Raw genomic sequence first — 14,072 nt, 5'->3', positions numbered from 1 at the left:
TAGAAAAATTAGAATGAAATGAAAAAAGGTACAGCGTACCGTAATATTTAGTTTGCATGAATGTCGCACCAACTATTTCCATTTATTCCAAGCTTTAGCTGTGGGCAAATTATTGGCAAAGAAAAATCCCGAACCTTATAAAAGTTCGGGATTTTCTCTAACCACTATTTACTAACCTAAATCTAATCTATGAAAAAATATCTCTGTTTTGTATGTTACAAATGTAGAGTAGAAGAGTGCTAAATGCATTGAATAAAAGTTAATAAAACTTAAAGATGATTAGAATATTGTGATTCATATCACGGTGCGCTGCACCTCATTAAATATATAAATGTGTAGTTCTATAAATATTTCGCAGCTCTGCTGCTTTATTCTTAAAGAAATTTAGGTACGGAGAACCGGAATATTTATAGAAAAATTAGAATGAAATGAAAAAAGGTACAGCGTACCGCAGTATTTGGATTGCTTAAATGCCTCGGTTTAGAACCCGAGCTAAAGGTAAAATTCAGCACAGACTATTTTCAATTGTCCTCTGCTTTAGCCGAGGACTGAATATTAGCAAAGAAAAATCCCGAACCTTATAAAAGTCCGGGATTTTCTCTAACCACTATTTACTAACCTAAATCTAATCTATGAAAAAACATCTCTGTTTTGTATGTTACAAATGTAGGGGAGAAGTATGCTAAATGCTTTAAACAAAAGTTAATGAATCTTAAAAGTGATACCATTTTAATAAATATTGGAACTCATCGTCAACAAGTAGGGTGCTGAACCCATAAATGTCGTACTTGTTTAAAAGCATTATCAATCATTTTGTTGTACAATTGGTAGAATAATGAGAAAAAATTATTTTTAGAGCTCAATTTTAAAACTGAGGCATACATTTTAAACAACAAACACATGAAAAAGTTACTATTAGCAGCATTTGCCATGCTTTGCATATTGCCGGCAAGTGTTGTTGCACAAGGAGTTTTAGATCAGGTAAACGATCCGTTTTTTGGAGAGAGTTGTACCAGTATTATGGTGGGTAAAAAGGCATCAACCGATGGATCTGTAATTACAAGTCATACTTGTGATGGACGATACAGAACCTGGTTAGAGGTTGAAAAAGGACAGAAGTTCGAGAACGATACTACCATGGAAGTGTACAAGGGTAGCCTGAAAACTGAAACTGCTTGGGATCGAAGAAAAATGAATGTTGTAGGTACCATTCCACAAGCGAAAGAAACTTACGCATATTTAAATACGGCTTATCCATGTTTGAATGAAAAGCAATTGGCAATTGGTGAAACTACCATTGTTGGCCCTAAAGAATTGGTGAACGAAAAAGGAATGTTCCTAATTGAAGAGTTGGAGCGTATTGCTTTACAACGTTGTACTACTGCTCGCGATGCGATTCAATTAATCGGCAAATTAATCAAAGAGTATGGTTACGGCGATTGGGGTGAGTGTATCACCATTGCAGACAAGCATGAGGTTTGGCAAATGGAAATTTTTGGCGAAGGTCCTGATAATATCGGAGGCGTTTGGGCTGCTCAGCGTATTCCTGATGATCATGTTGGTGTATCGGCAAACATCTCAAGAATCGGTAAAATCGAGAAAAAGAACAAGGATTACTTCATGTATTCAGATAATGTATTCTCTGTTGCAAAGAATCTTAAAAGATGGGATGGAAAAGAAGATTTCAAATTCTGGAAAGCTTATGGTAAGGTAGACAAGCCATTTAAGATTCGTGAGTTTTTCATCTTAAATGCTTTGGCTCCATCTTTAAAATTGGATTTTGAAGCGGATGAATTGCCATTCTCTGTAAAACCAGATCAGAAAGTTTCTGTACGCGACGTAATTGCATTGTATCGCGAAACTTATGAAGGTACTGAGTATGATATGACTCAAAACCTAAAGGTGGTGAAGAAAAAATACAACGACAAGAAAGAGGAGATTGGTGCGGATACCATTATCGCTCCAAATGCTCACCCATGGCCAACAAGAGATCACAGAAACTTGCGCAATTACCTTAAAGAGGGAACCATCGAGTATCAGAGAACAGTTGCTGTTGCATGGTGTTCTTATTCACATATCATTCAGTTGAGAGATTGGTTGCCTGATGAAATTGGTGGTAGAGCTTGGTTCTCTTTCGATAATCCAGGACAAAGCCCTCGTATTCCAATTTACTCTGGAACTACAAAGCTTCCTGAGAGTTTTAATTTCTGTGGACAAAAGCGTTACAGAGAAGATGCTGCAATCTGGCAATACAGAAAGGCTAACAAATTGGCTACTTTGCAATGGCAAAAAACCAGAAAAGGTATGATGGAAGAAGTAGCTTACTTTGAAGACAAAGGTTTTAGCGATGCTGAGTATTTTGAGGCTAAAATCAAGAAGCTGTTGGAAGAAGGCAAGAAAGAAGAAGCAAGCACACTTCTAAATAAATTCACCAAAGACTTTACAGGAGCTACAATGCTACGTTGGAAAGAATTGGAGAATGAATATTGGGGAAGGTTTGGTTTAGGATTCTAATCAAATAAAAGAATAAAAATAAGCCATTTACTTACGGTAAATGGCTTTTTTATTACTGTTCTTCGGCAAACTCTTTAAACATTTGCAGGTATTTTTCGGTTTGCTTTTTAAATGCTCCAGGCATTATCCATCCAAAAACTTTTATCAGTCCTTTCAGTTGAAACTCCTGTTCGCTTAGGTACTTTGTTTTGTGATCGCCTAAAGGCAGAAAACTGGTTTTTGCTAAATTGTAAATTCCTCTTGCTTCATAGCTTGCGATAAACTCTTCAGGAAGATTTAAAGAAATTACCGTTTCAAGCATTTCCATTTCTCTTTTTCCCTGTTTGAAAATCAATTTTGAAGTGGAACCTTTAGCTCCTGGTTCTCCCCTTAAGTGCTCTATACTCTGCAGGCCTTCCATCCATTTAAAAAGGTTACCCTCACAATTGAATAATTTTACAACTTCATCAATAGGCTTGTTAATTTCTATTTCAACGGTATACTTTATTTCAAATCTGGTTTAAAGTTTATGGAGTATAGAATATACGAAAAATCATTGAAAAGATTTGTAAAGAGTTTTTTCAGAAATATTTGCTTTGGCCTTATCAACTTCGCAAAGCAATAATTCCAATAGTGGCAACATGCGCTTTAAGCCTCCTGTATTGATGATGAAATTCCATACTGGTTCAAATTTTTTCCATCCACCAGTATAGAATAGATGTTTTAATTGATGGGTAAGATGATCGTGAGCATAGGAGGATCTAATTATGTTCTGCCAGGAATAAAATTCCTTATAGGCCCATTGATATCCATCTTCCAATTCTTTTGGGCTTAAATTTTTACTTTCATATACCGTGTGCCTTGTATCGTATAAATTCCAATCCTTGGTAAGAATGCGATTTTGCTTCTTTAAATCCTGATAGAGCTTCGTACCCGGATAAGGCGTTAAGATGTGATATGTTGCTGTGGTAATAGAATGGTTCACTCCCCAATCAACGGTTCGTTTAAATACATCTTGATCGTCATGGTCTAGTCCAAAAACAAAACTACCGTTGATCATGATTCCTAAATCGTGCAGCCTTTTAACAGCTAACTCATAGCTTTGCTTTTGATTTTGGCTTTTATTGCTTTGGCGCAAATTCTCTTCCGAGAAGGTTTCGAATCCTACAAATACGCTTCTTAGGCCTGCTTCAGAGGCTAATTCCAATAAATCGCCTTTAAGAATGGATTCAACAGTAGCAGCTCCTTGAAATACCCGGTTCATTCCCTTCATCTCACGAAATAGAGTGGCAGCCAATTTTGGATCCCCCAGCAGATGATCATCCAAAAAGTAGAGATGCTTTCCTGGAAGACGATCGATTTCAGCAAGAATTTCATCTACTCGTTGGGTATAAAATGATTTTCCACCTTTAAAAAAGGCATCTTTATAACAGAAACTACAATGATGAGGACAGCCTCTGGATATGGATAGAGAGTTGGGAACCAAATATTTTTCTCGCTTTATCAAGTCTCTCCTGATTACTGGTTGGCTTTCAATGGTTCTTCCTGCTTTTGCATGATAGAATTTTTTAGTTCTTTTCATTTTAAAATCTTGCAGAAATTCAGGAAAGGATTGTTCTGCAGGTCCTAAAATCAAAGTGTCTGCATGATTGATTGCTTCATTTGGCATTGAAGTAACATGTAGACCACCTAAAACTACAAATGCGCCACATTTTCTGTAATGATCGGCTATTCTATAAGCACGCTTTGCATTGGTAATATATACTTGAATCAGGACCAAATCAGGATTGTCATTGATCTGTAATTTCTCCACATGTTGATCTACAAGTTCAATTTCGTCCTCTGCAGAAAGGTAAGATGCCAAGGTTGCTAAACCAAGCGGAGGGAACAAGGAGTATTTAATTGGACGCCAAAATGGGCTCTTCGCCTCGGTGAGTGATGGCAATACGAGTTTAACTTTCATTTCTGTAGGATATGAAGGATTTAAAAAATAACGATATGTGAACTCAGATACTTAGTGTGTTAGCCTGCCTCAACAATTAAAGGCATGCTGTTTTCAGTGAGATTTTCCCGTTTAAAGTTTCCGAAAAATGAAATGTTTGTAAAACCTGCTTTTTGCAGAAGTTTTTCCACTTTTAATTTTCTGAGCGCCAATAAAGCAATGCAGTTTTGAATGCTACTATTACTTTCTTTAATGCTCAGTATGGTTTCAAAATCAACTTTCCCCAATGAGGAATGATATTTATAGTTGCGTTCAAACTTTACGACCTCATTTTCTATTGTAGGCAAGTGATCAATCTTCTGATCGATAATTCTGTCGTAATTAATGATTTGAAAAAGTAGTTTCCCATCTTCCTTTAAAACGGCTTTGGCATTTTTAAAGAATTGCAAAACTTCTTCATCTGAATTCAAGTGCACCAATGTATTTCCAAAGCAGGCAATAATATCGAACGAATTTGATCCAAAGGCAGTATCAAGTTTCAGCATATTCTGCAACTGAAATTCAAGATTTTTGTAGTTTTTTCCTTTGGTGATTGCCTTGTCAATCATTCCTTTATCCAAGTCGATGCCAATTACTTTCTGATAAGATTCAGCTAATTCCATTGATAAATCACCAATGGCACAGCCAATATCTAACACGGAAAGTTGATCTTTAGCTTTAGGATGGCTTTTCCCAATAAAATCAAGCTGCATTTTATTCAATGGAAATATATAATGGTAGTATTTTGAGATACTCTGGTAGAAGTCCATGATATGATATTCAATTTAAATGTGAAAATTAGAAATATTTGTGAATTTTATTGTTCTGTTTTTATTTAATCGATATTTTTTTTCAATTTTTCCGATACAAGATATTTTGCAAAAGCAAAACTGCATGTAAAAGCTGGCGATACTGCATTTAGAATATGTAGAGAATTTGAATCTCCTTCTACAATAAAATCCATTTCAAGCTTTAATGTTTTTGTATTGAGCAGTTGAGCCCTGATTCCAGGTTTAGACCAGGTATCAAATGATTTAGGATCACAATTGTAAGATAAATGTTTGGCCAGCTGTACAAAATGTTTTCGATTGTACTTTTTAATTTCGGAAATGGCCAAACGCCTAAAATTAAATGAATTTAAAAGAAATAACTTTGACTCATAGTATATGATTTGAAAGAATTCCTGAAAATTAAACCTGGATAATCCGTTGTAATTTTCTCTCCAAAACGCAGGTGTTGATGTTGGTCCTAATTTTAATTCATTGTTTACCGTTAGAGTGTAGTGCACACCTAAAAATGGATTTAAAAGATTGGGAACCGGATAGATATGTGTTTTTATTGAATGCTTTTTACTCCCATACACTAGATAATTGCCCCTAAAAGGAATTATTATTCGGTTCTTCGAAAAACCAAATTGTTTGGCTATTTTATCAGCATATAAGCCTGCTGCATTGAATAAAAACTTACAAGAGTATTGTCCTTTGTTGGTGTAAATGATATTATTTTTTATTCTCTTAAACTTGGTTGAGAAATTGATTTGAACACCTTGTGTTATTAAAATACTCTTAAGTTTCGAGCAAACCAATTTGGGATCAACACTTGCTGTTGTAGGAGAGTAGAGTGCCTTTTGGTAGGTTTTTGCATTGTGATCAATCTCCTTTAGTTTATCTAAGTCAATCAACTCAACATCAACACCATTTTTCTTGCCTCGCTTTTCCAATTCATATAATCCTTTTAATTCTTCAGCATTGGCAGCGACAACAACTTTACCGCATTGGTTTACAGGAATATTATTTTCCCTACAAAATGATTTCATCAATTGATTTCCTTGTACACAAAATCGAGCTTTTAAAGAATCCGAAGTATAATAGAATCCAGCATGTAAAACACCGCTGTTCAAACCACTTGCGTGTTTGGCAACATCCTCTTCCTTTTCCAGAATTGCGATAGTGCTTTGCGGATATTTTGACATCAATTCCTTGGCCAATGTTAATCCAATTATACCTGCACCTATAATGATGTAATCGTATTGATAGATTTTACTCATAACAACTAGGATTTTTTATAAGCTAAATAAAAGTTACGAAAACTTTGCAATTTAAGAGAGTGTGCAAATCAGTCTGGGCAAATAAATAATTAATCCTATCAGGAAAGCTGTTATTGCACTTATCAATACTGCTGCAGCTGATATGTCTTTTATTTTCTTGATTTGTTTGTGATGATCTGGTTGAACAAAATCACAAAGATTTTCGATAGCTGTATTAAATAGTTCGGCTACAACAACAAATCCGATTGAGAAAAGCACTGCAACAATTTCCATTTTTTTTAGCTTTAAAACGGCAGATAGTACGTACATGATAATACCAATACCCAAATGAATTTTGGCATTATCTTCTTCTTTGACTACGATTTTTAAACCTCGTAGAGCATGTTTAAAACTATTCAATCTAGCCTTTATGGAGAATTTGCGTTTTTTATTCATTTCTCAACCGGATTTTAATTGAAATTATTCAGCACTCACATGTAATTTGTACCAATTAATGTTTCGGGTAAAGAACATGGTTATGGCAAGAATTACTGTTAATCCTATACTACCCATTAGTAAGGCATAATCAGCAAGTTGAAGCGTTACAAAAAGGAAAGTGTAAATTCCTAGAATGGTAGATGACAGTATAGCGGTAAATTTTAACGACTTGAAAACACTTGTTGAGTAAAGAGAAATAAGCAAGGAACTAACTCCGGCCGAAATAAGGTATGCAATATTAAAATTGGCATGTTCCGAAATGGATATTAACAGAACATAGAAAAGACAAAGCGCTAAACCTACCAAAGTATATTGAAATGGATGGATTTTTTTTCCGTTGAGAATCTCTACCAGAAAGAATACCAAGAAGATTAGAGAGATGGTCATGGCTGCATATTTAGCCGATCGAGTTGCTTTTTGGTAATCATCCAAAGGCATAATTAAATCTACACCAAAACTTGAATCTTGCATTCTGTCGGCTATATTTCTATCTACCCATGATTGAGGATAGTTGCGATTAAGCAATAAGGCTTTCCACTTGGCTGTAAAGCCTCGATCGCTAACTTCACGAGTTTTGGGAATAAAGTTTCCATTAAAACTAGGAGAGGACCATAGAGATTGAAGCTGGACTTGTGTACTTCCACCTACAGGAATAAAGGAGAGATTTTGACTTCCTTGTAGATTTAAGTCAAAAGAAAAGTTAACCATCTTGGTAAAATCTTCTGCCAAATTTGGTACATCAAGACTAACGCCAGAGGGCATCATATTGGGTAATCGTGATCCTGGTTGAACCGATATTTTTTCTTTTCCCCATTGGAGTTGAACTTGATCCTCGATTCCCCTTAGGTCAGAAATACCTAAGCTTATAAAAGCTTTGTCGAATTGAATCTCTTTCAATCCACTTTGATCAATTTTTGCATTCAAATCAAATTTTCCGGCAATATTTAGCTTACTACGGTAAACGACTACCTCGTAAATGCCGCGTTTTAAGGTTTTTGGTTCGATGTTGCCATTAACATTTAATTGATCTGGTAGAATGTGCAGGAGTTTGGTTTGCTTGATGGTCTCATTTTCATTGTTGAGATATTCATATAGCAGAGGAATGGTTAATATAGGGCCATTAATTTGCTGCTCATTGGCCCATTTGGAGCTTACTTCATGTAGTACCGATCTGTTTAGACTTTCTCTTTCGTGAATGATTGATTTAATCATGCTTGCTGGAATAAGAAGCAGAAGCATAAGAATGGTAATTGTAGAAAGTTTTAACCCAACGGATTGTTTTAGCCAGCGGCCAAATTTTTCGAATGGTGATTGTTCTGTGTTCATATTTGATATTTTTAAAAGTACTTTGAAATACAAAGTAAAATGATAAAAAAATTTATTTCAATAGTTGCTCAATGGCTTTTATGTGTTTTAGGAATGCTGCTTTTCCTTCGTTTGTAGCACTATACTTGGTGTTTGGTTTGCGATCTAAGAATTCTTTTTGAACGCGAATGTACTCAGTCTTTTCCAGGGATTTTAGGTGGCTGGCCAAATTACCATCAGTTACGCCTAAAAGGTTTTTTAAGGCATTAAAATCCAGGTAATCGTTTACCACCAAAGCCGACATGATTCCAAGTCGAATTCGGTTCTCAAAAGCTTTATTTAAATCTTTTAAAATATCTTTCACGACTTGTATTTTACTTCCATAATAATACCATACACAATGTGTAGGATTCCAAATCCAATGCACCAAAATATCAAGCCATAACCAATAAAGTATGTAGCAATTAATCCTAAGATAATCTCCAGAATTCCAAGACTTCGAACTTCTGTTAGGGTGTATTTACTTGCATTTACCAATGCCAAGCCATAAAAAATCAAGGTTAGGGGGGCAATTAAGCCAATGTAACCTTTAAGTAATATTAACAGACAAAATACGCCACCACTTAAAAGAGGGATAAATAAATTGATTAGCAATCTTTTGGTTTGAGAATCCCATATGTTTTGCTTGGTTTTTTTGGTTTTTAGACGAGTAAAGAAAATTCCAAAGCCAACAGCAAGCAGTAATGTGATTACACCAATGCCTAACAATTGAATAATTTGTTCCCAACTTAATAAAGCGCGATCAAAATTTTGGTAACCAGTTTCAGAGTAGATGTTAATCCATGCAAAATAGGCACCCGCCAACGCAATAATTCCTGCCGAAATTCCCGATAAACCGCTCAATGAAATAAATTTAGATGATTTGTTCATCATCTCTTTAATTTCATTCAGATCATCAATGTATTTTTGTTGATTCATAAAAAGTACTTTGAAATTCAAAGTAAAAATATGCATTTTTTATTATTCTCCAAAAATAAAATTAAAATAAGCTTAAAGTTTTGAGAGTATGTCATTCAAAATAGGGTGTTAATATCGTTGTAATGAAATATTTCACTGCCTTGATGTAAGTTGACAAAATAGGATGGGTAAAATTAAATATATGATGTCAATTGGTAATGTTAGACTTCAGATTGTAAATAGTTTCAGGATAAAATTCCATAATTTACTTTCATTCCATCATTTTATTATTTCTTACATTTGGAATTCTGATTGTACAGATACCACATAATAACAACACTATGAAAACGATTTATTCTATTTTATTTACGGCACTGGTAATGCTTAGTGCCTGTAACAATCAAAAATCAACAAATAAAGAAATTACTTTGGGTGACACCATTCAAACTGCCGGTGGTTTAAAGTATTTCTATCTGAAAAAAGGTGAGGGCCGAAAGGTTGAAACCGGATGCAAGGTAGGTGCCTATTTAAGCCTTCAGGTTGATGGGAAAGTAGTTTGGAATACCAATGAGTTACCTGATTCTTTATTTACTTATGTAGCTGATTATTCACGCTTGATTAAAGGTTTTAAAGAAGTGAGCATGTTGCTTCGTGAAGGAGATGAAGTTGTTGCGATACTTCCAGATTCTTTGGCATATGGTTCAAGGGGAGCGGGAGATGTGATTCCTCCAAATGCTACTTTGGTATACGATCAGTTTAAAGTTATTCAGGTTGAGGCTCCTAAAAAGTTTTTGTCTGATTTATTGTATGCAGATATGAATGAGAAATCTTTGGAGGATGCCATTGCAACTTACCAGAGAATTGCTGGAGGTGAGGAAGCCAATCAGTATCATACCGATAGCGAGCAATTAAACAGGGTTTGGGAATTGCTTACAAAGGATAATTTGCATGAGAAAGCAGCCAATTATGCGACAAAAATTGGAGAATTGGCCAAGGATGATAGACTAAAGTACAGAAATGTATTGTCTTTGGAAAGTATGGAAGACTATCTTGCAGCCAAGGATCACTTGGAAATTCTTTTAAAAAGTGATCCTGAAAATAAAATGATGCAGGAAAAGATGATTGAACTGTGTAAAAAGCATTCTAACAATAGGTAAGATCAGGTTTAAAATGATATTTGCCCATCCTTTTGGTTGGGCATCTTTGTTTTATAACTTTTCCAACTCCATTTCACCAAACACTTTTGATGATACAAACAAGTGGCTGTCTTCCGATTCTAAACAGAATTTGCTGGTGAATAAATTGCTTTGAAATTGCAGAGAATGACAGTCTTCTTGTTGTTCTTTGCTCAAGTACAGTTTAACAAATTTATGAGAGTCGGTTTTGCCAGCTTTTTCACCTGATATGAATTTGATGTTTATGGATTGATCGGGTTCAGTCCAAAAGAAAGAGCAGACTTCTTGCGATTCTACATTTCGCCATTCTCCATGGGTAATTAATTTTATAAGTTCTACGTAATTCATCTGATTAATTCACTGATTGTTGAACAATTATAAGTTACAAAAATCAGCTCATAAGGTCAATTTTCTGTTCCCTTATCTAATTTCAATAAATGTAGACTTCTTACGTAAGAATGATTTAACTGTTAAAATTGGATATGAACCAATTCATAAATACAAACACCCCAAATACAATTTAATATTTGAGGTGTTGTTTTATTATTTAACTTCTTTTACCTTCTCTGGTCTCCAGCTTTTCAGCTTTATTAAATCAGGAAACGCTTTGGGTTTGTATATCGATTTTTCTTCGAAAACCCTTAAACATTCCTGCACTCCTTCACTAATACTTGGGTGAGGGTGAACATTGTGTCGGATATCCTTTAAGGTGCCTTTTTGGGTAATTTGGTATGCAATAGAAGTGATTAATGTTGATGCTTGAGGACCTGCTGCTCTCATTCCTAAAATTCGAGCATTGCCATCGTCGCTTACAATAATTTTAATGAAGCCATCAATAGCTCTCATAGCAACTGCACGGTTTATCAAGGAATTTGAGTAGGTAGCTACCTTGTAAGGAATACCTCTTTTCTGGCAAGCTTTCTCGTTTAATCCAACTGCTGCTACCTCGGGTTTAAAGAACATTAAAGTAGACATGTTCGAATAGTCTAACGGATATTCCAGGTTTCCATATAAAGCTTCCACAATATATCTTCCCTGAAGTTCTCCAACAGAATAGAGTTGAGCATGACCAGAAACATCACCTGCCGCAAAAATATTACATGCCTTAAAGTCGTCGGTTGCACAAACTTCATTGATATTCAAATAACCTCGATCCGTTCTTTCAATGCCAACATTTTCAAGACCAATATTGTCTAAATTTGGAATTCTACCAATTGCCACCAGAGCCACATCCACTTCAATTACTTTAGAATGTCCATCCTGATAATCAAGTACAACTTCCAGAAAATCTGGTCGTTTTCTAATGCATCTTAAATTGGCTGTATGGTGAATAATAACACCATTATTTTCCAGGTTTTTAGATACAAAACTACTTAAATCATCATCTTCGTATGGAATTACCTTGTGTTGTCTGTCAAGTAAATGTACCTCTGTTTGGTTGTAGTTGGAAAAAATGGTAGCGAATTCACAACCAATAATCCCCGAACCTAAAATGATCATTCGTTCAGGAAACTCTTTCAGGTTCATAATTCCTTCCGAATCGATAATTCTTTCCTGATCGATTTCAACGTCAGGCATTGGGCGAGGTCTTGAACCTGTTGCAATAATAAAGTTATCACCGTAAACAAGCTCAGTCTTTTTTTGGGATTTAATTTCAATGGTATGAGAATCGATAAATTTTCCCCAACCATGCTTTAAAGTGATGTTTCCAAACTTTTCAGTTGGTTCTGCATAGGTCTCAATTTGAGAAAGCATTTGCAACTGCTTTTGTTTAGCAGCTTGCATAATGGTTTTTTGTACTTGCTTGTAATCAACATTCAAACCAGATGCGCGGTAACCTCTCATTACTGATGAGGCAATAGAATAGTCTCTGGAAAGTTCCCACATGGCTTTTGAAGTAAGAGCTCCGTTCATAATTCCAGCTCCACCAAGATGTTGTGCTTCGATTAGACAAACCGATTTGCCAAAATCAATTGCACGCATTGCTGCCGAGAAGCCTGCAGGACCACTCCCCAATACAACAAGGTCGTATTTTTCTGTACTCATAAAATGCTGTTGTTTATTGTTTTTTGCTGATAATATTTTGTTTGAAATCAAACCCTACATAGGAAAAACTCAGCGATTTTGTATACTCCTATGCTTTTAAAGCATTAAGATAGAAAGAAAAATTCAACTTCTGTAAACAATGATATGTTTTGCAGATAAAAAAGTCTTTTTTTATGAAATGAAATTGCTGCAGAAAAAAAGAGACGAATGAATTTACGTCTCTACAATCTAATATATAAACCTGATTAGTAGATTAATTCTCCTTTTTTCAATTGCTCGTATGTGAATTTATACAGTATTTTATGAAGCAGAAAGGCTTCATTTAAGTTTTCATTGGTAAATTCTTGATCGTGCTCAATCAAATTTGCCAACTCCAAAAGAAACTCATCATCACGTAGGTTTGGATAATCTTGTTCAATTAGGTAGATGTCCGAAAATTGCATAAATGGCAATCTGCTTAGAACTGCTTTTCTTTGCTCGTTGTAGGTATCTAGATTAGTAGCTTTATTATCTGCAAAATAGAAGTTTTGTAAACTCTCTACAAAGAAATCATCAAAGCTTTTCATGATAATGATTCTGTCCTTTCTTAAGCGAAAAAGTTCACAGTTATCACTTTCAGATTGCAAGCTTTCTTCTTTTTCAATGGCTTTACTGATATACAAATATGCAAGATGAGCTAATCCTATATTTTCATCTTCGTCATCAATCATATCCCAATGAATCATCATGATAATTGCTTTGCCCAATTGGGACACATAAGAGTCTTCCCATAGTAGAAAAGGATCGTTCTTAATGGTGGTGTAAATATCGTTTAATGCTGATTTACAAGCTTTAATTTTGCCACTTTGTCCATTCTCTATTGCGGCTGAAACCAATTCGCGTAGCTCTTCTATATTTTGTGTCATGATCAATTTATACCATTTATTAAATGTTGAGAGTGTTTAAGCTCTCAGATATTTTAGGTATAATACCGATATGTAATTTGTTAATCATAGGAAGCGAAGCGAACGTATGGTTGTACAAATTAATAATCGGTATTATAATTTGCTGCAAAGGTAGAAAAATAAAAAAAGCCCACTAGGGGCTTTTTTAACTAACAAGAAAATCACAAAGCAATTACATGATTTCAATATGCTTGTGATCAGTAATTTTTTCACAATAGTGGCATTTTAAAGTAATTGGAGTTTTATCGATTACTTTAAATCTTGTGGTTACTTCTTCAACATTTGTGATACACTTTGGATTCATACATTTTGCAATGCCAATCACTTTATCAGGAGACTCAACAATTTTCTTTTCAACTACTTGGTAGTCTTTGATGATGTTTAGTTTTGCATGAGGAGCTATCAATGAAATTTTATTGATTTCGTCATCTTCAAAGAATTTATCAGCAATTTTAATGATGGCTTTTTTGCCCAATATTTTACTTTCAAGATTGTTCCCGAAGGTTACAGAATTATTACAATTGTCTAGTCCGAGTATATTAATTACCTGGAAAAGATATTCTGCTGGAATGTGGTCAATTACAGTTCCATTTTCGATCGCACTTACTTGTAATTCTTTTTTTGCGTCCATATTTTGATGTTCTTTT

14 protein-coding genes are annotated in these 14,072 nt (G+C 34.8%); 2 read left to right on the top strand and 12 right to left on the bottom strand.

Going from position 1 to position 14,072, the window contains the following annotated elements; translation table 11 throughout:
• Positions 1-900 precede the first annotated feature (900 nt).
• Positions 901-2,514, top strand: a complete 1,614-nt coding sequence (locus tag M0051_RS10215; RefSeq protein ID WP_306741435.1) for a dipeptidase — start codon at positions 901-903, stop codon at positions 2,512-2,514.
• Positions 2,515-2,566: 52 nt separating this feature from the next.
• Here M0051_RS10215 and M0051_RS10210 read toward each other — a convergent pair whose 3' ends face one another.
• From M0051_RS10210 to M0051_RS10175, 8 genes are all read right to left on the bottom strand, one after another.
• Positions 2,567-2,914, bottom strand: coding sequence for an SRPBCC family protein (locus tag M0051_RS10210; RefSeq protein WP_306741434.1), 348 nt, complete (start codon positions 2,912-2,914; stop codon positions 2,567-2,569).
• Between the two features lie 132 nt (positions 2,915-3,046).
• A complete protein-coding gene (locus M0051_RS10205) occupies positions 3,047-4,456 on the bottom strand; it encodes a B12-binding domain-containing radical SAM protein (RefSeq protein WP_306741433.1) in 1,410 nt (469 codons plus the stop codon).
• A 59-nt stretch (positions 4,457-4,515) separates the two neighbouring features.
• The gene (locus M0051_RS10200) at positions 4,516-5,244 is read right to left on the bottom strand and encodes a class I SAM-dependent methyltransferase (RefSeq protein WP_306741432.1); all 729 of its coding nucleotides are present in this window, start codon (positions 5,242-5,244) and stop codon (positions 4,516-4,518) included.
• Positions 5,245-5,309: 65 nt separating this feature from the next.
• Positions 5,310-6,521: an L-2-hydroxyglutarate oxidase gene (gene lhgO, locus M0051_RS10195; RefSeq protein WP_306741431.1), complete on the bottom strand. Its 1,212-nt coding sequence runs from the start codon at positions 6,519-6,521 to the stop codon at positions 5,310-5,312.
• A gap of 51 nt (positions 6,522-6,572) precedes the next feature.
• Positions 6,573-6,956, bottom strand: a complete 384-nt coding sequence (locus M0051_RS10190; RefSeq protein ID WP_306741430.1) for a diacylglycerol kinase family protein — start codon at positions 6,954-6,956, stop codon at positions 6,573-6,575.
• Positions 6,957-6,980: 24 nt separating this feature from the next.
• Positions 6,981-8,324, bottom strand: a complete 1,344-nt coding sequence (gene creD / locus M0051_RS10185) for a cell envelope integrity protein CreD (RefSeq protein ID WP_306741429.1) — start codon at positions 8,322-8,324, stop codon at positions 6,981-6,983.
• Between the two features lie 52 nt (positions 8,325-8,376).
• Positions 8,377-8,667: a transcriptional regulator gene (locus M0051_RS10180; RefSeq protein ID WP_054719939.1), complete on the bottom strand. Its 291-nt coding sequence runs from the start codon at positions 8,665-8,667 to the stop codon at positions 8,377-8,379.
• A complete protein-coding gene (locus M0051_RS10175; protein ID WP_306741428.1) occupies positions 8,664-9,281 on the bottom strand; it encodes a hypothetical protein in 618 nt (205 codons plus the stop codon). The genes M0051_RS10180 and M0051_RS10175 overlap by 4 nt, the downstream gene beginning before the upstream one ends.
• A gap of 320 nt (positions 9,282-9,601) precedes the next feature.
• Between M0051_RS10175 and M0051_RS10170 the strand changes: the two genes are divergently transcribed.
• Positions 9,602-10,417 carry an FKBP-type peptidyl-prolyl cis-trans isomerase gene (locus tag M0051_RS10170; protein WP_306741427.1) on the top strand — a complete coding sequence of 272 codons (816 nt, stop codon included), beginning with the start codon at positions 9,602-9,604 and terminating at the stop codon, positions 10,415-10,417.
• A 51-nt stretch (positions 10,418-10,468) separates the two neighbouring features.
• On the opposite strand, the gene M0051_RS10165 is transcribed toward M0051_RS10170, so the two are convergent.
• From M0051_RS10165 to pyrI, 4 genes are all read right to left on the bottom strand, one after another.
• Positions 10,469-10,783, bottom strand: coding sequence for a hypothetical protein (locus M0051_RS10165; protein WP_306741426.1), 315 nt, complete (start codon positions 10,781-10,783; stop codon positions 10,469-10,471).
• A 195-nt stretch (positions 10,784-10,978) separates the two neighbouring features.
• Complete coding sequence (locus M0051_RS10160) at positions 10,979-12,481, bottom strand: NAD(P)/FAD-dependent oxidoreductase (protein WP_306741425.1); 1,503 nt, start codon at positions 12,479-12,481, stop codon at positions 10,979-10,981.
• Positions 12,482-12,726: 245 nt separating this feature from the next.
• Entirely contained in the window at positions 12,727-13,386 is a 660-nt protein-coding gene (locus M0051_RS10155; RefSeq protein WP_306741424.1) for a hypothetical protein, read from the bottom strand.
• A 211-nt stretch (positions 13,387-13,597) separates the two neighbouring features.
• Positions 13,598-14,056 carry an aspartate carbamoyltransferase regulatory subunit gene (gene pyrI, locus M0051_RS10150; RefSeq protein ID WP_306741423.1) on the bottom strand — a complete coding sequence of 153 codons (459 nt, stop codon included), beginning with the start codon at positions 14,054-14,056 and terminating at the stop codon, positions 13,598-13,600.
• Positions 14,057-14,072 lie beyond the last annotated feature (16 nt).

Source organism: Marinifilum sp. D714 (genome assembly GCF_030851345.1).
GTDB lineage: Bacteria > Bacteroidota > Bacteroidia > Bacteroidales > Marinifilaceae > Marinifilum.
This window is presented reverse-complemented; position numbering and strand designations above follow the sequence as displayed.